Origin of the sequence: Ruegeria sp. ANG10 (genome assembly GCF_040705255.1) — a bacterium.
Classification (GTDB): Bacteria; Pseudomonadota; Alphaproteobacteria; order Rhodobacterales; family Rhodobacteraceae; genus Ruegeria.
The window spans coordinates 94,290-115,117 of the sequence record NZ_JBFCVU010000001.1 but is presented as its reverse complement, the minus strand read 5'-3'; the positions used below and the strand labels follow the sequence as shown (position 1 = coordinate 115,117).

Below are 20,828 nucleotides of genomic sequence, written 5' to 3'. Positions count from 1 at the left end.
CACCAAATGCAGAAAGAAGCCAAGCACGACGGTTTGCATGTCATTTGTCGCGGCAGGATAGATAATTGGGTGCTGAGTTTTAGAGCGGTATTGCGGTATGAAAATTGCAATTTTCGGGCTGGGATATGTGGGTTTCACGGCGGCGTGCTGTTTGACCCGCGAAGGGCACGCGGTGATCGGCATCGACGTGAACGCCGATAAGGTTGCTGAAATCAACGCTGGTCAGCCCCCGATCAAAGAACCCAAAGTGGCCGAACTGCTGACCGAAGCGCTTAGCAAGAACCTGATACGTGCGGTGGTGGAAACACCGGATCTGTCTGATGTAGATCTGGCCATTGTCTGTGTCGGCACCCCCAGCGCGACCGATGGGTCGCATAACATGGATTTTGTGGCCGAGGTGACGCGCCAGATTGCCGAGACCGTGTCGCCCGATCGGGCGCGGCCGCTGACGGTGACGTATCGTTCCACCTTTCGGCCCGGCACAGTGCGCCAATTGATCGAGCCGATCTTTCGGAACTCTCTTGGGGAGCAGACGGGACAGGCCGTTGAAATCATCTACAACCCGGAATTCCTGCGCGAAGTGTCGGCGGTAGATGATTACTTCAACCCGCCCAAGATCGTCGTCGGCACAGCGGACGGAAACCGTTCCGACGTGATGGACGCCCTGCACGAAAATCTGGACGCCCCTGTGTTCTACACCGCCTTTGAAGAGGCCGAGATCACCAAGTTTGTCGACAATACCTGGCACGCGACCAAGGTGGCGTTCGCCAATGAGATCGGCCGCATCTGTCACCGGATGGGCGTGTCGGCGAAAACCATGCACGAGATTTTCGTCTCGGACACCAAACTCAATATCTCGCCTTATTACACCCGTCCCGGGGGTGCGTTCGGGGGGTCTTGCCTACCCAAAGATGTCCGCGCGTTGCAACACATCGCAGGTGAGGTGGGTGCGCATACGCATCTGATCGACAGCCTGTTGCAGACCAATCAGGCGCACAAGACCTATCAGGCGCAGGACATCATGGCCCGGTTGCCCGAAGGGGGCAGGGTGCTGATGGCGGGGCTGGCCTTCAAGGCCGGAACCGATGATTTGCGCGAAAGTCCCAATGTCGATATCGCCCGGCGGCTGCTGGACGCAGGCTATCAACTGTCGATCTATGATCCGGCCATCGAACCTGCTGATCTGCGGGGACAGAACCTGGGCTATGCCTTCACCCATTTGCCCAATGTGGGCAGCCTGCTGGTGAACCGAGCCACGGCCGAGGCCGGGCCCTGGGATCTGGTGATTGGATCGAACCGGATTATCAATGATCTGAACCTTGGCGACACAGAGGTGGTGCGGACCTATGAATATGACTAGCCCGCCGCCTGCCGTTCAACCGATCTCGTTTGAGGAACTGCGCCAGACCCAACCCCTGAAGGGGTTGAAAGTTCTGATCGTGGTCGAAAACCTGCCCGTGCCTTTCGACCGCCGGGTCTGGATGGAGGCGCGCACGCTGGCTGCCGCCGGCGCGCTGGTGTCGGTCATCTGCCCCACCGGCAAAGGCCATGAGGAACGCGTTTGGGAAGACGGGGGGATCAAGGTCTATCGCCACCCTCTGCCTTTGGATGCCAGCGGGGCGTTGGGATATCTGCTGGAATACGGCGCGGCGCTGTTCTGGGAAAGCTGGCTGGCGCTGAAGATCAAGTTCACCCGCGGTTTTCACGTCATCCATGGCTGCAACCCGCCTGACTTGATCTTTCTGGTGGCGTTGCCGTTCAAGTTGTTTGGTGTGCGCTATCTGTTCGATCACCACGACATCAACCCCGAGCTCTATGAGGCCAAATTCAACAAGCGTGGCTTCTTGTGGAAGCTGATGAAGACGTTCGAGCGTCTGACTTTCGCCTCGGCGCGGGTGTCGATTGCGACCAATGAAAGCTATCGCAAGATCGCCATCGAACGCGGCGGCATGGCGCCTGAAAATGTCTTTGTCGTCCGCTCAGGCCCGGACCTAAGCCGCCTGCAGCACCTGCCCCCGAACCCCGACTGGCGCAATGGGCGGAAATTTATGGTGGGCTATGTTGGCGTCATGGGTGATCAGGAAGGCATCGACCTGCTGCTGGAGTCGGTGGCGCATCTGTTGCAGGTCCAGAGGCGCGACGATATCCAGTTCTGTTTGGTTGGCGGCGGCCCCAGCCTGGATAAGCTACGACAGCAATGCACCGATATGGGGCTGTCGGACTATGTTACCTTCACCGGCCGTGCGCCGGATCATGATCTGTTCGAGGTGCTGTCGAGCGCGGATGTCTGCGTGAACCCGGACCGGGTGAACGAGATGAATGACAAATCCACCATGAACAAGATCCTCGAATACATGGCGTTCGAGAAACCCATCGTTCAGTTCGATGTGACGGAGGGGCGCTTTTCCGCGCAGGAGGCGTCTTTATACGCGAAAGCCAACGATCCAGTGGATATGGCGGACAAGATCACGGAATTGCTGGCGGATGATGAACGCCGCGCCACCATGGGCCGGTTTGGCCGTGCGCGGGTTGAGGCGGAAATGGCCTGGCCACATCAGGTACCCTCTCTGATCGCGGCGTATCAGCGGATTTGGAAAGGGTAGGGGCCGCCCTGACCGTTTAGCGAATTTCAGGAAACAGTTCTGGAAAGAGAAGGCATGCAAACAAGTGAATCCAGGCACTTTGCTTGACGTATTTCCAATTCATGTCATAGTTTTTCTCCCTTTTCGGCAAATGGAATGTTGTATTGCTATATTCTATTCAAGCGCTCAGGGCGATTGCCGCTTCTGCCGTTGCATTGCGACACAGTATGTATTTTGTTGATGCTTCAAGTACCGCCGCTTTTCCGGTAAGCAACTACATTTCAGGTTTGGGCTCTGCCGGTGTTCATATCTTTTTTGTCGTCAGCGGCTTCATCATGATGTGGACCAATCAAGACGGCAGTAGCAATTGGCGGTCATTTCTAAGAAAACGCTTTTCGCGCATCTACCCATCATACTGGTTAATTGCGGCGCTGAGTATTCCAGCAGCCCTCTATCTGGGTGCGCAACTGCCTGATACTGCAGAAAAATGGTTTGGGGCCTTTTTCTTGCTGCCAGAAGGTGCGAGCTCATTGATCTTTGTGGGTTGGACACTGGCATATGAGGTTTACTTTTACCTGCTGTTTGCTTTGGCACTGGCACTGGGTCTGCCCGCGTTTTACCGGGTTCTGTGGCTGACCGTGTTTTTTGTAGCCAGCATCTTTGTGGGCGTTTTCTTGCTCCCTCCCAGCTTGGGTTTCATGGGGCTTCCCAAATTGGCCACCAGTGTTCTGCTTCTTGAATTCGCGGCCGGGGCCTGGATCGGGTGGATGGCAACGCGTGGGTTCAAAGTGACCACCGGCGGAGCCAGTGCCATGATCCTGATAGCGGTGGCTGGGTTCGGCCTAAGCCTTTGGCTGGGTTACAAACAATATCCGTCGGTCATTTTGTGGGGTATCCCAAGTATTTTGCTGGTCATTGGATGCGTTTCGTTGGAGGCGCGTGGCGTTGGTCAGCGATTTTTTAAATGGCTCAGCCCGCTCGGGGATTCCTCTTACGCGCTGTACCTCATACACGCGATTCTCATCCCGCTGCTTCTTGCGTTTATCCCGCAACTGGATCACTTGGGACTCTTCGCATTTCTTACACTCTCGTTTGTGATTTTTTTGATTAATATATTAATTTCACATCTTTATTTCCTCTATGTAGAGCGACGACTGGTGCGGATGTCTAATCAGCTGCTCGCCGAAAAAACGAGAGCAAGGCGCAGGTCTCAATAGCAAAATAGATAGGTACTATTTCCGCGTCAGAAGATCTTTTGGGCTGCTATGCGTTGATATAGCGTCCATGGCTCAGCAGCGGCCAATATCCTGAACCCATCGACCTGTTGCTGACTTGAATTCATCGCACAGATCACGACAGTATCAGCCTTTGCTTGGGACAATACGGTCAAAGCTGAAGTCACCGTGTGATCGGCATCTTTGCTGATCTGCCGGGTTGCAGTCTGTAGATCGCTCAAGGGCCCGGCCAGCCGAAGGGGTGTTGTGTGGGATCGGCAAATGACGGAACAGCGGTTTCGTTGAACATCATAAGAAAGGACAACGGGATGCAACTGGGCCGGAAGACATAGGGATTGCTGGTATCTTCCAAATAAGCACCTGCCCCCAGGCTGAGCTTGTCGAGAAACGCCGCGTAGTTCTTGCCATCCTGATACCATCCGATGGTCAGCGCCAGATATCGAGCCAGCAACAACCCGGCGAGCGTTCCGATTGCGGTTTGCCGGTTCATTGCGGGCGCCGCCTCGGTCTACATATATTCAAAGGTGGTGCGAAACTTCCGACATACCCGTCACGGGGCAGCGGTTTGACCGCCTTCCAACCCGAAGCGCTGCATCACTCTTCGCCATGCACAATCAGATGCGATCAGAAGTGACAGCCGCAGAGAATCGAGCCCAGATTGAAACAATGGGCTGATTGGTAAGTGTTCGAGTTGAATGCGGATCAGGGTTTAAGAGTAAACCGCCGCCCAAGGGTCAAAAAGGCCGAGCTTGAACTTCCGGTAAAGCCGCTCCGCTCATCCCTTTCGTATTGATACCCAATGTTCATCGCCCAATCCCTTGTGATTGCGCGGCTATAAGAGGCGCTGAACGTCCCCCGGGTACGTGGGTTGGATGAGGTTGAGCCTTCTGTTTCCTGATCAACGACGTCGACGCTGAACGACAGGGCCGAGATGGGATTGATGAAATAGTCATAAGTCAGAAAGGCCAATGTCTGGCGTGTTTCCTGGCTGTCGGTACTGGTGCCAACCCGGCGTTGGATTGTCGCTCCGATCCGTGAACTGGGCAAGCGGTACGAATAGTTGATCTGACCGATCGGAGTTATCTCGTCAAATGGTCCACGGGTAAAACCGACATCCACACTCAGCGTCCCGTTGGTCCGCTGGAAGAAACGTCCGGCAGTTGCGTTTAGCCTGGAACCGTTTACTCCGAATATTTGATTGATCCGTACATCGGCGTTTCCGTCTGACAGAGCTTTGTCCCAAGTAAAATTCCAGACGAAGTCTTCGGTGACGTTGTTCGTATTTGTCGCGCGTTGCGTATCGTCGACCTGACTGTAACCAACATCTAACGATACTGATGTGGTGGAAGAGAGGGTATAGGCTCCACCCGCTGAAACGGTTGTGGTCTGCGTTTCTGTTCGCGCGTTGTCTTCCGCCTTAAAATCTTCGTAATTGACGCTCAGATTTCCATCTAAAACCGGAGAAATCCTGAACAGCAGGGCTGCACCGAAAATATCTGAGCTATTCTCGATCAGGCCCGGGTCGAACGCGTCCTTATAGCGGCGTTCCCGGTGGCTGTAGTCGAACTGGAATCCCACGGGGGCGTTCAAACCCACAGCCCAGTTCAGATTCGCACGGGTGCTGATCTGATCTCCGGCGGTGCCGATCACGTCGGCAGAATCGATGATACCGTCCAGATTGGTGTCTGTCAGAGACCGGTTAAAGGCCAAATCCCGTTCGGCATAATCCAGGAGCACGTTAAGGTTGCTGTTCAAGCGGGAGCGGTCATACAACAATCTTGCGGTTGGATCGGAAAATGACGATTCAGTCCCAATGATCGGTTCGTTGGCAATCCGGTATAGACCCGACAAATCGATAGCCAAAGTGGAATCGTTTGCCTGCTTAAGGATGTTCAGGGCAAGTGTGTTTTCCCACCAGGTCGTTGACCCAAGCGATGGGTCCGTCAGTCTTAGATTGTTGTCATGCCGCAGCGAGGACAGATAATCCAGCGTAATTGTTAAGTCGGTCCCAGTAGCGCCCGTTTGGGTAATCGTAGGTGTACCAACCTGTCGGGCTGGGTTCTGCAGGGCCTGCTGTGTAATCAGCTGTTGGCTGGGCGTTTGTTGAACAACTGTTGATTGGATGGTCGTCTGCTGCGGCGCTGTCTGCGCTGCAGCAGTTGTCTGTACCGTCGTTTGCTGTATCGGCGGTGGTGGAAGTGGGTTTTGTTGACCGACCGCTGGCGTCAATGATGCACCAAAAGCTACCCCGCACCCCAGCGTAGCGGTCAGCTTGTTCCTAAATTTTCCCACCTGTATCAGCCCCTATTCGAACAAGCGGCGTGCTGGAACAACAACAACGTCTCCGGGTTTGAGCAAAGTATTCCCCTGGATGCCACCGCCCGAGCCTTTATAGTTGTAGGTATATCTGTTCATCACGCCTGTTTTAGTGTCGGGCCGACGCAATTCGATGCGTTTTCTGGCCGCGAAATTGGTCAAGCCGCCAGCCTGAGCCAAAATCTGAAGAATGGTTGTACCCTCTGTTGCAATATGTTTCCCGGGTGCATTGACCTCACCCATTATGAAAACGTCGATCGTCGGCCCAGTTGGGACCAGCGCGCCCTGCAATGGAGGCGGTGCCAGCGATGCCACCGAGATAAATACGGTCGGCGGCGTGTTAAAGTTAGAAGACAGCGCCGACGAGAGAGACGAGCTTAGCCCATTGGTGGATTGCCCGGCTGCGCGAAGCGAGCCAACAAGTGGGAAGTTAATGGAGCCGTCCGGCAGAACCAAAATGGTTCGGTTCAACGTGGGATCTTCCAGTACTTCGACCTGAAGCGCATCACCTGGTTGGATTTGATACGAGCCTTGCGCCCACGATGCTGATGCCGCGACCATGGCGAAGACTAGAGTAATCAATGCTCTAATAACTGTTCGCATATGAAAATCTTTCACTTTTCCCTCCCTTTTTACCTTTACGTTATTTGCAAAACAATCTGTCGGGTATTTGATAGGGGCATAGTGCGGCAGAAATGCAGCGCTTCCGCCCCTGCGTTATTGTCCAGCGATATTTGCTGCGTTCAATTGCTTTATTTCATCCTCCAGCGTTGGAAATATATCTAATGAAACCCCGGTTTCTTGTGCGGCCCTAAAGGCACGCAACGCGTCTTGTGGCCGGTCAATTGCGGCATAAGTCTTGCCCAGATGGTAAAGTACCAAGGGTTGATCTGGCAAAGCTCTGGCTGCTGGTTCAAGGTATATGAGCGCCTCTTGATAGCGGCCCAGTTGATAGGCAACCCAGCCATAGGTATCCTGAAATTCGGGTATTCTTGTCCCGAGCAGCCGTCGCGCCAGATGCGCCGCTTGTTGCAGGCTTTCGTCGTCATTGCGGTGACTCGTCAGCAGGCTTGCCAATTTGTTGGCCACGATCTGAGACTGGTTGCTGAGAGGGTACAGCTTTTCATAAACCGCAATCGCCAGGTCCAGTTCCCCAGCCCGTTCATGTTCTTTCGCTCGCAGCAACAACAGATCCGGGTTCTGTGGCGCAGATGCCAATGCTTCATTCAATATGGCTTGGGCCTGTTCAGGCTGAGTTTGAAGTGCAATCAGGCTGACCCAGACACTGGCTGCATCCGGGTGATCTTTGAGGATCGCGCGGTGGAGTTGCCGGGCTTCGTCAAGCTTGTTTTCTCCGGCCAGAACGCGAGCTTTCATAAAGCGCAGGTACAGCGATCCGGGGTTTTCTACCAGCAATTCATCAAGGCGGTTGGTGGCGCCGATCACGTCGCCCTGTATTAACATCGTGCGAATGAGTGCAATGTCTGCTGAAAAGCCAAATTCAGGATCATTTGCCAATTCGTTTAGAAAAGCCGCCAGCTCATCCATGCGATGCTGAGTCGACAGCATTTGCGCTCTGAGGTCGTCTAACCTTTGACGTACGGCGGGGTCGTCCAGATTGAGAAGTGTGTTCACTACCACTTCGAGCCGTTCCCAGTTTTGCAGTTTGAAATACACACTGGCCAGAGCCAGCAATAATTCTGAGTTCTCGGGGGTATGGTAAAGAGCGTCGATCAATACGCGTTCTGCAACTTTTAGGTTTTTCTCCTCAATCAAGTGCCAGGCATAGTTCAGAGTTTCTTCCGGTGCGTTCCGGGACACTTCCGTCGCAAGTGCCAGCATTTTACCCATCAGTTCCCGATCATCGTTGCGCTCATGCGCGCGGGCCATCAAGGTCATAAGTTGCGAATCCCGAGGCGTGACATCCAGCGTTTTGCGCAACAGCACGATTGTGTCGTTGATTTTATCTTCTTCTATCAACCACGCTGCCTTCAATTTTACAGCTTCAGTGTGTGTTGGGTCTTCGACAAGGGCGCGCTCAATCAAAGCTCGGCCTTCCTTGGTCTCGCCGACATCCAATAGCATCCGGGCGAACTCCACTTCGCTGTTGCGGGTTTGCGTGGTCCGCTTTGCATTCGCAAGCAACTCCCGCATCTCGCCAAGTGCGGTTTGCGTGTCCCCGATCTGGAATTTCAGCACTGCCCGCATGGTTTTGAATCGCGGCGTATCGATTGTGTCCAAAGTAATGATCTGATCCAGCTCGGCAATTGCCACGTCAGGGCCGCGGTACTCTGCCAGAAACGCGATGAGTTTTTGCGTCGAAAGGGGGTCCTGCGCCTCCTGCTTTGTTTGTTCACGCAGAAAGCCTTCGGCGGCATCCAGTTTCTTTTGGCTGATATAATGTTCGAAAAGACTTTGCTGAATGCTTGTGTCCTCGGGGAAGACTTGCTGCATCTGCATCAGCTGTTTTTCGATTTCCTCGGGCTTTTGTAGTTCCTGCAACGCGCCGAGCCGTATGGCATGCAACTTGGCCTGCTGTGGCGCAAAGCTTAGGGCAATATCGGTTTCGCTTAACACAGTTTCCCAATCCTGAGAGCGGACCAGATCGTCGATGACGATCTGTCGAGCGGATAACAGGTCGGGGCGGTCCTTGAGGATGTCATGGGCGATGGCGACGGTGAGTTCTGCCTCGGCTGTTTTCTTGGTGTTGACGGCCTCGGTATAGGTCAGCGAGTTGTTGAGGGATTTGATCTCGATGTCATCGGGGGCAAGTTCCTTTGCAACCCCGGCATAGCGGCGCAGATCTTCCCAGTTCTCGGTTTCCAAAGCCATCTCAGCCAACGCGCGATGTCCTTCGAGGTTGTCCGGGTATTGCTCGACCAGTAACAGAAACTGGCTGTAAGCGATCGAGGTATTGCCGCGTTCACGTTCCAGCCGGGCAAAGATCAGGCGGGCTTCTTTGTGTTTGCTATTCAGTTTAAAGACGTTTTTGAATTCGTTCAGCGCGCTCTCGACATCATCCTTTTCAAGGAAGGCTAGACCAGCCTGAAAGTGTGCCTCGGCCCGTTCTTCGGCCGTGTCACATGCGCTCAGCATCAGAGCCACGGCCAAAAGTACAGCCGCCAATCTGTTGCCAAAGGATAAAAAGGTTACACGCAACGCTGTACTCCCGCAGAATCTACGAAAGGTACCCACCGTGTGGCGTGCCCTGCCTCAGCAGCCAGTGCCGCGCAAAACAACGGAAACCGTCCTGATCAGGATGGAGAGATCAGTGCCGAACGACATACTCTTCCAATACTCAGTATCATGAAATGCACGCTCGGCAAAAGTAGACTGGTTGCGTTTGGAAACCTGCCACGGCCCAGAGATGCCCGGTCGCATGGAATTGTAGAAATCGCCGGGATACAGTTTTTGCTGGTTTACCATCATAGGGCGAGGGCCGACCATGGACATCTCGCCTGTGAAAACGTTCCAGAACTGCGGTAGTTCATCCATCGAGGATTTGCGCAGAAACGAACCGAACTTGATGATGCGCGGATCATTGAGGAGCTTTTGATTGCGATCCCACTCTTCCCGTGCGCCTGGGTTGTTTTCCAGATGCTTTTTGAGAACTGTCTCGGCGTCATGCACCATGGTGCGCAGCTTAAGCATTTTGAAAATCTTGCCGTCTTTGCCGACCCGTTCCTGCCGATAAAAAGGCGTCACACCCTGGCAGGCCAGAAATACGGCCAAGATCAAAACCATGGGCACAACAAACGGCGCTGCAAGCAGCACAAAGACGATATCAAAGGTGCGTTTTCCTACACTTCTGTAAATCCCCGGGTAGGTCGCCAGGGCAGGTGCAACAGAAATATTAGAGTAGCCAGTATCGGCTACGTCCTTCGAATGACTTGTCACTATTTAAACCCCCAGCACAAACAAAAAACCAAGAACCACTTACCCAACTCAGAATCTGACTACGCTCAACCTCGTCACGTATTAAAGAAATATTGTTTTATTATGTTTCAGAGCATTGCCGTTTACATACACGATACCAGCTTGCTCTACCACGATACCAGCTTGCTCTACTCGCAAAGGTTAACAAATTCTGGTCATCTTGCAAAACATTAATCCTTATAGCTTTGTGCGTGGAACCTGAAAAGAGGGGGTATTTCAGCACAGTTTGCAGTTTGGACGTGCCAGAACTGATCAGGGGCATTGTGAAAACTGTACCCAATACTGCAACAATTTATGCAAAAATTGGTTTTTGGTGCCCAATCTTGTATTGTAGGGCGGCGCGGAAATTTTCTTTGCATGGCAATTCTTTGGTCTCTTTGCCGCTTTTCTGCACAGTCTTCTCAAGTGTTTGATGGGCATTGCGACAGATTCCACCTGGGATTGAGGTGAGCGAGCGCCAAATCCCCAAGTGTGAAATTTAGTGCTGATTGCTATTGTGATTTTGTGGCAGAGTAGTCCCCAACTGCATTTGATTTATGTAATATGTATATCGTGTAAGAGGTTTCTGGTGGTTCAGGGTATGAGTGTGGGTAATCTCCGGGGGGCCAGTACGAGGTTTGACAAGGCGGAAGGCAACCGTGGTGCAATGGCGTCCAGTAACGGGTTTTATTTAGAATTCTTCGGGCTGGATCGGCGCCCCTTCACGCTGCTTCCGGACCCTGGGTTTATGTATTGGTCACCGCTGCACAAACGCGGTTATTCGGTCCTGCAGTTCGGGATCATGAGCTGCGCGCCGATCACGCTGCTGACCGGTGAGATCGGAGCCGGAAAGACGACCCTGGTTCAGCAACTTCTGAGTGAAATGGAACAGCAGATCACCGTCGGGCTGATCTCGAACGCACAGGGAGGAAGAGGAGAGCTGCTGCAATGGGTGCTGCATGCGCTGGGTTTGCCGATTAATAAGGATGCAACCTACGTGCAGCTGTTCCGGGCGCTGCAGGATTTTCTGGTTTCGGAATATGCCGCAGGGCGGCGAGTAGCTCTGATATTCGACGAAGCGCAGAACCTGACGGTCGAAGGGCTTGAAGAAATCCGGATGCTGACCAACATCAATGCTAACACGGATGAGTTGATCCAGCTTGTTCTGGTCGGACAGCCCGAATTACGTGATTTGGTTCTGAACCCGAAAATGCGCCAGTTGACGCAAAGGGTGGCTGCAAGTTTCCATCTGGAGCGGATGGATGAAGCTTCGGTTGAAGCCTACATCCGGCACAGGATGAAGACGGCCGGTGGCTCAGGCGAGGAGTTCACGGGTGACGCCTGCGCGCTGATTTTTCAGCAGACCCGCGGCGTTCCGCGCTTGGTGAACCAGTTTTGCGATTTCGCCCTGATGTACGCTTGGACCAACGAAGTTGAAAAAGTTGACGAAGATGTTGTCAATCAAGTGGTCGAAGATGGTGTATTCTTCGGGGGTAATTCACTTGAAAAGGAGGCAATAGTCTGAAATGGGCCCGGTTCGTTACTATTCTTCCATTTTTCTGAGACGGCTCCCGTATTTCCTTGTTGTGTCGTTGGTCGTTTCGGTGGCTTCCGTCATCATAGCGATCACCTTACCGCCGTCATACGAAGCCCAGATGCGGCTGATCGTTGAATCTCCTCAGATTCCGGCGCACATGGCATCCAGTACAGTCAACACCTCTGCTGGCGAACAGCTGCAGATCGTTGAGCAGCGCCTGCTCACGCGGCCGGTTCTTTTGGACATCGCGCGAAAGCAGTTGGTTCTGGAAAACATAGACAATGCAAGCCCCGATCAGATTGTCGGTGTTATGCGCAACAACACGGCGATTCAAATCAATGCTGGACAAAACCAAGCCAGCCTAATGACGATTTTCTTCAATGCGCGGTCGGGTCAGATCGCTGCCGGGGTGTTGAATGAATATCTAACCGAGATTCAGAAGCTTGATGTGTCTTATCGCAAAAACCGTGCGTCGGATACACTCAGCTTTTTTGAAAAAGAAGTCGAGCGTCTTGGAAAAGAGCTTGATAAACGCAGTTCCCGGATACTTGAATTCGAACGAGAAAATTCCGAAGCCTTGCCAAGCAACCTGCAGTTTCGGACCGCACAACAAGCGGCATTGCAGACCAATCTGGAACAAACGGATCAGCAGATTTTCTCGCTTAAAAGCCAACGCGAGAAACTTTTGCAGATTTATGGTTCGACCGGCCAAATCGTGGGCGTGACGCCGCAAAACAGGACACCTGCGCAGGCACAACTGGATCAGTTGCGAAACGAACTCGACTCGAAGCTGGCAATCTATTCGGAAACCAATCCGCAGATAAGGCTTCTGCGTGCCAGAATTTCCAAGCTGGAAGAAACTGTCGTTGCTGAACAGGCAGCCAATACTGCGGCGACAAACCCTCAGACGGGCAACTCGACGCTGGACCTGCAATTGGCTCAGTTTGATTCGCAGATTTCGGCTCTTGAGGATCAGAGAATTTCAATTGTGGATCGCTTAGCCAAGCTGACGCTGACGATCGACCAGACCCCCGCCAACGCAATTGCCCTTGCGGAGCTGCAACGGGATCATGACCACATCCAGGCCCAGTATAACAGTGTTGTTGATCGATTGGCCGCGGCATCGACCGGCGAACGGATTGAAGTAACAGCACAGGGTCAGCGCATTTCGGTGATCGAATATCCTGTCGCACCAGCTGCCCCAACAAAACCCGACCGCATGATGGTTGCAGCAGGGGGAACTGCCTTTGGAATTTCGCTGGGCTTGGCTTTGGTTGTTTTGCTGGAACTCCTGAACCGAACCGTGCGTCGTCCAGAGGATCTGATCAACAAGCTCGAAGTGTGGCCGATCGCAACCATTCCCTATTTGCCCTCACGAGGAGAGATAATCAGGCGCCGGATTGGCTGGAGCATGGTTGTCCTGGCTATTCTGATTGGTGTGCCCGCAGCAGTTTGGGCTTTTCATACGTATTATTTGCCGCTGGATTTGATTGCAGAACAAGTGATCGAAAAGTTGGAGGTCTATTGGTGACTTTTGTATTTACTAGATTGGACAGGGTGTGATGGATCGTCTTCAAGAGGCAATTCGCAAAGCTCGCAATGAACGCGAAAGCCGCCAAGCAGAACCTGTTCTGCATCCCGAAGCTCTGCAGCCTGTTCCAGCTGATGACAGTCAAGATGCCTGGCGTTCTTTGCCCGAGTTGCAGATTGATCAGAATTTGATCGTTCGTAATCGTCTGATTGCCTATCACGGCGGGCCTGAAGCCGCTGCTTACGATATGTTGCGGACAAAGATGATTCAGCAACTTCAGTCCAACGGTTGGCGGCGCATCGCCCTGACATCCCCGTACAGCGGATGTGGTAAAAGCACGGCGGCCGCCAATCTTGCCTTTAGTCTGAGCCGACAGAAAGACCTGCGTACAATCGTCATTGATTTTGATATGCGACGCATGGGGTTGGCCGAAATCCTGCGGCAGACCGGCAATCACAGCATGTCCGATGTCATTAATGGAAACATTTCGTTTGAACAGCATGCGCTGCGCCATGGTGAAAATGTAATCTTTGGATTGAACTATTCGTCGACACGCAATCCAGCCGAGATTCTGCAAAGCCGGGCCATGATCGAAACATTGGAACAGATCGAGGCAGAGTACCAGCCGGATATCATGCTGTTCGATACTCCGCCGCTGATGGCCAGTGACGACAGCCACGGGTTCCTGAAGAACGTTGACTGTGCCTTGCTATTGGGTGCCGCCGAAGAAACCAGTGTGGACCATATTGACGTGGCCGAACAGCAACTGGCAGAGTTGACAAAGGTCATGGGCATCGTGCTGAACAAATGTCGCTATATCAGCGAGGCTTTCGGCTATGAGTACGGCTCGTATTGATCCGGTTCCGGCGGATGCGGTCATTATTCCCCATTACAACGACCCTCATAGACTGGAACGATGCCTGCGGGCGTTGATGGAGAACGACACCACCGATACAGAAATCGTGGTTGTAGACAACGCGTCTCCGGTCTCGTTGGACGAGTTGAAGCAGGCCTTTCCTGATGTGCGGTTCATCACCGAAACCCAGAAGGGCGCGGCGCATGCCCGTAACAAGGGTATTGCCGAAACCACAGCGCCGCGGTTGTTTTTTATTGATGCCGATTGCGTGCCAGCGCCTGACTGGCTGACGGTCGGTCGCGCAATCGCCGACCGGGCTGACCTTGTCGGGGGACGGGTTGACGTCTTTGACGAAACCCCACCACCGCGCAGCGGGGCCGAGGCGTTCGAGGCCGTTTTTGCATTCAATTTCCGAAGATATATCGAGGTTCAGGGGTTTTCCGGCGCAGGCAATCTGCTGACGCGCCGCGACGTGTTCGACGCGATCGGCGGGTTTATACAAGGTATTTCGGAGGATCAGGAATGGACCATGCGTGCTGTCGCGCGGGGCTATAGTCTGGTGTACGAGGATCGGTTTCGCGTCAAGCATCCCTCTCGGCAGGATTGGTCCGCGCTCAGGACGAAATGGCGACGCATGACGCAAGAGGCGTATCAGTTGAACGGAACCGGTGGCAAAGCACGTCTGAGATGGGCAATCCGGGGATTGGCAATGCCTGCCAGTGCGATGGTGCATACGCCAAAGGTTCTGACCAGCAGCAGGCTGAATTCGATGGGTGAGACCTTGCGGGCCATTTCCACTCTAATTCGTCTCAGATGTACGCGCATGGTTTGGATGTTGCGTCAGGCTGCCGGCGGCTCCATCTGATTGTGGTCAGGTAAGAGAGTATAGCTTTATTTACCATAACATTGATTCCGCGCTTCAAGACATGCGTTACAACTGAATGTCGGAATACGTAAATAGTGGGACAGAATTATTGAGACTCGCCTCCCATTGAATTCAACACCTTAAGATTTTTGCGCTTTTTTAATATTTCGGCGGTTCAAGCGCTTCAAGTTTACGTCAAACAGAAAACTAATGAGCCTCTTCGCAACCTGGAAACCGGCACTGAGTGTCTTGCTAGGACTTGGTTGATCGGGCGGAATACCCTGCCCCAGAACAAGGCCCTTACCGGACTCTGACCATACCAACTGGTGCTGCACTGCAGCTTCCCGGAAGCGGACACTGAAAACACATCCACAACACTTGCAGTTGTCGAGGCAAAACTGTGGTCTATGCCTTAACTCGTGAAGCAATGTCGCCCCCGTCATTGATCCATGCACAGGCCATTTTAGGGGCCGTTGAGGACGTCGGAAATTCCAGAGACCGGTCGCGAATGGATAGTCGATCTGAGAGCGAGTTTTGTCGCGCGTGGCGCCTTCCCATTTTCCAAAGTCGATTTCCTGCAAGCGGTCATCATGCATCAGATCGGCATCCGCACCCAAAGCGAGACGTGCTGTATGCAAGGCTCGACCCTGCGGGCTACAAATGTACTTCGAAGGGAGATCGCAAATGGACGCCAGCAAAGACTGTTGATGCAGTGCTTGCGCCTTACCCATTTTAGTTAGCGGCAAATCCATACGCCCCTGAAACTTACCCTTTAAGTTCCACCACGTTTCGCCATGCCTCAAAATAGACAATTCAGAATGCTTCGTTTCACAATCCACCGATGAAGGTCTGTTTAGGGCTCTCAGCGGACATTGGATAACCTCACTGGCGCTGCGGCGCGGCGCTTCTCTAAAGCAGTCATTCGACACCTTTGGTCAGCGCTGTGAAACCGAACCCGCCCGTCAAGAGGTCCGTGGTATTTCTTGGCAAAGCGCTTTAGCACCGTCTAAACTCCGGAAACGTTGGAAGATACTTGGCGAGGCAACGTCATGACCAATGCATTTATTCCTGCAACCCGATTTCGCTGGACCATCATAGTACTTTTGTTTTTGATCAACACGATTAACTATGTTGATCGCTCTGCGATCTCCTACGCGGCTCATGTCATTCAAAGTGAGTTTGGCCTGTCGTCTTCTCACTTAGGACTGGTGCTGGGCGCATTTGGCATCGGATACTTCTTGACCACGCTGCCCGGCGGCTATCTCGCAGACCGTTTCGGAGCTCGCATAACATTTACAATCGCAGTTTTGTTCTGGTCGGTCGCGATTGGCTTATCGGGCGCGGCGACGGGGTTCGCGATGCTATATTGCGCGCGTATGGCGCTCGGGCTCGCTGAAGGGCCGTCCTTTCCAGCACACTCTCGTGTTCTAGAGCGGTGGCTGCCACCACATGAGCGGTCCACAGCGATGGGCGCTGCTTTGGTGGCGATCCCGCTCGCGCTGGCCGTTGGCGCACCTATGGCAACATACGTAATCGTCGAATTCGGATGGCGCATCATGTTCTTTGGTCTTGCTGTGCTGGGCATGCTGTGGCTACCCGCTTGGCTGTGGCTTTCCAGCGATTCACCTGAAACATCACGCTTCGTGAATGATGCCGAATTGGATTTCGTCAACGAAGGGCGCAAAGATACGGATGCACCCGCCAATGTTAGCCAGGTTTCGGGCGATGACTTCTGGATCTTACTAAGGACGCCAACTCTTTTGGCCAGCTATTGGTCTTATTTTGTGTTCGGGTATCTCATATTCTTCGTGATGACCTGGCTGCCTGAATTCCTGCGAACAACCTATCACTTGGACCTCAAACAAATTGGTTGGGCTGCTGCCGTTCCGTGGGCTGCCGCCGCGATTACCTTGTATTCCGTTGGGCGTTTATCGGACTGGTTGCTGGTCAAAACAGGGACACTCCGGATCGCGCGAACTTATCCTATGGCGCTCTTGCATGGGCTTGTCGCGCTGGCAGTACTCCCGCTCGCCTTTGTGGACAATTTCACGCTTGCCCTGATCTGCATCTCAATCGCCGTATCCGCAGGGCTTGGCGCAAATCCAATCTTCTATGCAGTCATTGCCGATATCATACCGCAGCGCGCGGGAACCTGCATGGGCGTCATGAATAGCGGCTTTGCTTTGGCAGGCTTTCTGGCACCCGTCATTACTGGCTTCGCCCTTGACGCAACCGGTACGTTCACGGTCGCATTCGGGTTGATCGCCTTCTTCGCAGCGTCGTCGGTGATTGGCCTGCTAGTCTGGCACCATCCGGATGCCAGTGTTGTAGCTACAAATATTACGGATGGCAGAGCTTTGTAACGTCGGTTCGAGTTTTGCTCGTAAAGCTGTTCAACGCGGCTTTTGGCTGCTCACGCCCGTAGCCCAAAATCGGACTTGCAATTTCATTGTTGCCGAAATCAAGATTTTTGGTTGCCGTCTATTTGAATTGACTGGCATTGGTCGCAACCCGACCCAAACCCGCCATCTACTCAAAGCAACTAGTGTTGGCTTATATTTTTCGCAAATAGGCCCAAGAAACAAATCCTTTCAGCCCACGCGCACGTTTCAGGGAAACTCGGCACCAACGAGTGCCCCCGGTCTGTTCGCAGCTGTGAACTCGCAACGCGGTTCCATTTGGAAGGCCAGCGATAACGTTGAACCCAATTCCTGGCCCGGCGCGCAATTTCAGCATGTCTCCGTCTTCAACGCCAAAAACCTCGTATTGTCCAAGTGAAGCCGCCGCTGCTGATTCAACGTCGATGATCGTGCTCAAGAATAGTGCTGTTATCGGTAGGAAGATTAAACGTCGCATCTGTTAGCCCGCTTGTTGCCTCAACTCCGATCATAGCGATTCTGACCAACAAGAGGAACTGGCAGAAATTGGAAACCCGCAGAAAGCGGACGCTGCAAAACGAATTCTCATGACGCCCTAACCTGACATTCATGTTACCCAAACGTCGACCTTATCGCTTTCGCGAACGGGACTGCCAACGTTCCACAGTCGGTTAAATCCACAATTGGTGGCAAACTGGCGCAGAGGGCTCAGGACTATTTCGACGCGTTAAGCCTACACGCTCCGGATGCGCCCCACTTCGTCGACAAGATACCGGCCAACTTTCAGCTTGATGGTCTGATCCAAGGCCTCATGCCCAAAGCCAAAATCGTTCACGTGGCGCACAACCCGTTCGACACCTGCCTGTCCTGCTACACGCGTCTGTTCGAGAGGCGCCAGCTGCGCAGCTATGACCTTGTAGAGCTTGGCCGCTATTACAATAATTACTCCCGCATTACGGATCACTGGCGCGACGTTCTGCCGGAAGGTGCATTCCACAACGTGCAGTATGAAGCGTTGATTGACGATTTCACCTCAGAAACACGCCGGTTAATTGAATATTGCGGTCTTGATTGGGATGCCTCCTGCCTTGAGTTCCACAAGAGCAATCGTCGTGTCCGAACCGCCAGCGTTCAACAGGTCCGACAACCGCTATATACTTCATCCAAAGAGAAATGGCGGTACTATGAAAAGCAGCTAAGCCTGTTGGTTGAGACGATCACTGTTGGCCAGGTGTTTGAACCCAAGGTTTATGGTGTGATCCTTTCTATGGAATGGAAGGACGCAATGTGGGACAAGCTATTCACTCATCCTTCGTCACTCTGGGCTCCTTCTAGACCTCGGAGGTATCACAGCGTGTTGTGATAAAGTGTTCCGGTCAACGTCGGGTTGTCGTTCTGGGAGGGCATGGCGGATCGGTGGGTCAGTCATGGAAGCACTAAATTTACCTGCCATTCGCGCTCTCCGCCCCGCTTGGAACAAAGGCCGGATCGTCGGCTAGAAGCGACCATTGAAACCAAAGCACGTCTCGGCAATCCGAGTTCGACTTGAATTGGCCCAGAACAATCGCGACCTCCCGCTCTTCAACATGACAATCGATAGTAAGCTCCGCGGCTGTGATCTGGTGAAGATGAAGGTCGCAGATGTCATCGGGTCAGATCAAGGAACGGGCTTCAGTATTTCAAAGAAAGACGCAGAAACCTGTAAGCTTTGAGATATCCGAAGGCACAGGAGCCTCTGTTGAGAAGTGGATGGAAGACGATCTAATGGTCGGTTCTGAGTACCTGTGGCCGGGCGGATTTCATGAACGCCTGCACATCTCGACACGCCAATACGCACGGATTGTCCGCGACTGGATCACGTCGATCAGCCTGGAGGACACCGCCAAAGGCACGCATTCACTGAGGAGAACCAAGGTCAATCAGATCTACAAGAAAATCGGAAACCTTCGAGCTGTTCAGCTTCTTCTTGGCCACACCAAGATGGACAGCATTGTCCGATACCTGGGTGTAGACCTCGAGGACGCCTTGGCCATCGCCGAAACCATTGAAATCTGGGTTAGAGGGCCGTCCGAGAGGCGGCCCAAAGCGATCATTCAGCGAGGTGCAGAATTGCTGCGCGCACAGCCCGTATTTCTGACATTCGCAGCACGAGCAATTTTGATAACCACCAAAGTAACAGATCCCGGACACGGCCAATTTTTGCGAAATGCAATCCAACGACTGGTGTGCCGCTAATGCACAAAACACAGCTTGTTGAAAGTTCGCCTCCAGCTAGACACCTCGGCCCCCAACCCGGATTCCGTCAGGCCGCGCTTTATCAAATGCGCCAATTGAGAAGCGTCGCCTGCGGCCATACCCCAACGAACCAATTCAGGCGTCCCAATCCTCAAACCATTCATGTCGCCTGCAACAGCCGCGACGGGCAATCCGATCCCGCACGCCAGGAACCCGTTGTCTTTTAAGATCTTGGACGCGGCTTGACCGCCTCCATATGCAGAAGCTTCGACGGCGAACTGATGAGAATTTGTAAAGCCTTCGGCACCAGCAAAGACCGGCACACCAATGTCGTTCAAGGTCGAGGCCAGCGCCTGAGACAGCGCAATCATCTCTTTTGCATAGGCTGCACCAAACTCTTTCCAATCCAGCATGGTCACCGCCAACGCCGCGGTTTTAGCTGCGTCAAAATTCGCCGTCATGCCGGGAAATGCAATGGCGTCGAGCGCCTTGGCAATGTCGGAGTCGTTGGTGACGATCAAACCGCCGGCGGGCCCGCCAAGGCTTTTATAGGTGCTCATCGTCATAAAATGGGCGCCCTCAGCAAGCGGGTTGGACCAGGCTTTGCCCGCGATGATCCCACATTGGTGCGCTGCATCGAACATGACTTTTGCACCGATCTCATCCGCGATCGCGCGCACCTCGGCCACAGGGTGTTCGAATAGGTTCAAACTGCCGCCAACGGTGATGAGTTTTGGGCGTTCGGCCAGGGCTAATGCGCGAAGTTGATCGAGATCGACTGTGTAGCCAGCGGCGTGCACCGGAGCCTCGATCGTGCGCAAACCAAATAGTCCGGCACATCCCGCGAGATGGTGCGTGACATGCCCGCCAATCGACGCAGGCGGCGCGATAATTGTATCCCCTGCTTTGCAGGTCGCCATAAAACCATAAAGGTTGGCCAGAGCACCCGAGGGGACGCGAACCTCAGCAAACTTAGCTTCAAACACCTCAGCACAAAGCTGCGCCGCGATCACCTCGATCTCTTCAATGGCCTCCAGTCCCATTTCATATTTGTCACCTGGATACCCTAAAGAGGGCCGTGAGCCGATGCCGGAGGACAAAAGCGCTTCGGCCTTTGGGTTCATCACATTGGTGGCCGGGTTGAGGTTGAAACACTCTTCTTCGTGGATCACGCGGTTCTGTTCGGCAAGGCCCTCTATTCGGGTCAGAAGGTCGGCAGATGCCGCGCCAGCGGCCTTTTGCGCAATGTCCTGAACCCGCGTTTCGCAGATTGCGGGCACCCAATCTCGTTCCAAAAGCATCATACAATGTCCTCCGTTTGCCAAAGTGTTCCCCTGAATGCGGTGACAGCGCAATTCAGAAATGCTATTTCTTGGCG

17 protein-coding genes and 1 pseudogene are annotated in these 20,828 nt (G+C 53.4%); 10 read left to right on the top strand and 8 right to left on the bottom strand.

What is annotated here, in order from left to right; all coding sequences use genetic code 11:
* Positions 1-97: 97 nt before the first annotated feature.
* The 3 genes from AB1A64_RS00655 to AB1A64_RS00645 all read left to right on the top strand — a co-directional run bounded on the left by AB1A64_RS00655 (position 98) and on the right by AB1A64_RS00645 (position 3,799).
* Entirely contained in the window at positions 98-1,360 is a 1,263-nt protein-coding gene (locus AB1A64_RS00655) for a nucleotide sugar dehydrogenase (protein WP_366549620.1), read from the top strand.
* Positions 1,353-2,603 (top strand): glycosyltransferase family 4 protein, encoded by a 1,251-nt coding sequence (locus tag AB1A64_RS00650; RefSeq protein WP_366549619.1) that lies wholly within the window; start codon positions 1,353-1,355, stop codon positions 2,601-2,603. Before AB1A64_RS00655 ends, AB1A64_RS00650 begins: the two co-directional genes overlap by 8 nt.
* A 143-nt stretch (positions 2,604-2,746) precedes the next feature.
* Entirely contained in the window at positions 2,747-3,799 is a 1,053-nt protein-coding gene (locus AB1A64_RS00645) for an acyltransferase (protein WP_366549618.1), read from the top strand.
* A gap of 235 nt (positions 3,800-4,034) precedes the next feature.
* On the opposite strand, the gene AB1A64_RS00640 is transcribed toward AB1A64_RS00645, so the two are convergent.
* The 5 genes from AB1A64_RS00640 to AB1A64_RS00620 form a co-directional block, all read right to left on the bottom strand.
* Complete coding sequence (locus AB1A64_RS00640) at positions 4,035-4,307, bottom strand: hypothetical protein (protein WP_366549617.1); 273 nt, start codon at positions 4,305-4,307, stop codon at positions 4,035-4,037.
* A gap of 212 nt (positions 4,308-4,519) precedes the next feature.
* On the bottom strand, positions 4,520-5,554 hold the full coding sequence (locus AB1A64_RS00635; protein ID WP_366549616.1) for a hypothetical protein: 1,035 nt from the start codon (positions 5,552-5,554) through the stop codon (positions 4,520-4,522).
* Between the two features lie 567 nt (positions 5,555-6,121).
* Positions 6,122-6,751: a polysaccharide biosynthesis/export family protein gene (locus tag AB1A64_RS00630; RefSeq protein ID WP_366549615.1), complete on the bottom strand. Its 630-nt coding sequence runs from the start codon at positions 6,749-6,751 to the stop codon at positions 6,122-6,124.
* Between the two features lie 99 nt (positions 6,752-6,850).
* Entirely contained in the window at positions 6,851-9,259 is a 2,409-nt protein-coding gene (locus AB1A64_RS00625; RefSeq protein ID WP_366549614.1) for a tetratricopeptide repeat protein, read from the bottom strand.
* A gap of 87 nt (positions 9,260-9,346) precedes the next feature.
* Positions 9,347-10,030, bottom strand: coding sequence for a sugar transferase (locus tag AB1A64_RS00620; protein WP_366549613.1), 684 nt, complete (start codon positions 10,028-10,030; stop codon positions 9,347-9,349).
* A 766-nt stretch (positions 10,031-10,796) separates the two neighbouring features.
* On the opposite strand from AB1A64_RS00620, the gene AB1A64_RS00615 reads away from it, so the two are divergent.
* The 4 genes from AB1A64_RS00615 (at position 10,797) to AB1A64_RS00600 (ending at position 14,837) form a co-directional block, all read left to right on the top strand.
* Positions 10,797-11,573, top strand: a complete 777-nt coding sequence (locus tag AB1A64_RS00615) for an AAA family ATPase (RefSeq protein ID WP_366549612.1) — start codon at positions 10,797-10,799, stop codon at positions 11,571-11,573.
* A gap of 130 nt (positions 11,574-11,703) precedes the next feature.
* Positions 11,704-13,116, top strand: coding sequence for a lipopolysaccharide biosynthesis (locus tag AB1A64_RS00610; protein WP_366549611.1), 1,413 nt, complete (start codon positions 11,704-11,706; stop codon positions 13,114-13,116).
* A 31-nt stretch (positions 13,117-13,147) separates the two neighbouring features.
* Entirely contained in the window at positions 13,148-13,972 is an 825-nt protein-coding gene (locus tag AB1A64_RS00605) for a CpsD/CapB family tyrosine-protein kinase (protein WP_366549610.1), read from the top strand.
* Positions 13,953-14,837: a glycosyltransferase gene (locus AB1A64_RS00600; RefSeq protein WP_366549609.1), complete on the top strand. Its 885-nt coding sequence runs from the start codon at positions 13,953-13,955 to the stop codon at positions 14,835-14,837. The genes AB1A64_RS00605 and AB1A64_RS00600 overlap by 20 nt, the downstream gene beginning before the upstream one ends.
* A gap of 140 nt (positions 14,838-14,977) precedes the next feature.
* Here AB1A64_RS00600 and AB1A64_RS00595 read toward each other — a convergent pair whose 3' ends face one another.
* The gene (locus tag AB1A64_RS00595; protein ID WP_366549608.1) at positions 14,978-15,676 is read right to left on the bottom strand and encodes a histidine phosphatase family protein; all 699 of its coding nucleotides are present in this window, start codon (positions 15,674-15,676) and stop codon (positions 14,978-14,980) included.
* 210 nt (positions 15,677-15,886) lie between these two features.
* Here AB1A64_RS00595 and AB1A64_RS00590 point away from each other — a divergent pair, with 210 nt between their 5' ends.
* Positions 15,887-17,200 (top strand): MFS transporter, encoded by a 1,314-nt coding sequence (locus tag AB1A64_RS00590; protein ID WP_366549607.1) that lies wholly within the window; start codon positions 15,887-15,889, stop codon positions 17,198-17,200.
* A 190-nt stretch (positions 17,201-17,390) separates the two neighbouring features.
* Here AB1A64_RS00590 and AB1A64_RS00585 read toward each other — a convergent pair whose 3' ends face one another.
* The gene (locus AB1A64_RS00585) at positions 17,391-17,573 is read right to left on the bottom strand and encodes an SH3 domain-containing protein (protein WP_366550238.1); all 183 of its coding nucleotides are present in this window, start codon (positions 17,571-17,573) and stop codon (positions 17,391-17,393) included.
* A 273-nt stretch (positions 17,574-17,846) separates the two neighbouring features.
* On the opposite strand from AB1A64_RS00585, the gene AB1A64_RS00580 reads away from it, so the two are divergent.
* Entirely contained in the window at positions 17,847-18,578 is a 732-nt protein-coding gene (locus tag AB1A64_RS00580) for a sulfotransferase (protein ID WP_366550237.1), read from the top strand.
* A gap of 145 nt (positions 18,579-18,723) precedes the next feature.
* Positions 18,724-19,267: pseudogene (locus AB1A64_RS00575) on the top strand (tyrosine-type recombinase/integrase); the annotation flags it as partial.
* 179 nt (positions 19,268-19,446) lie between these two features.
* Here AB1A64_RS00575 and AB1A64_RS00570 read toward each other — a convergent pair.
* Entirely contained in the window at positions 19,447-20,754 is a 1,308-nt protein-coding gene (locus tag AB1A64_RS00570; protein ID WP_366549606.1) for an aminotransferase class I/II-fold pyridoxal phosphate-dependent enzyme, read from the bottom strand.
* Positions 20,755-20,828 lie beyond the last annotated feature (74 nt).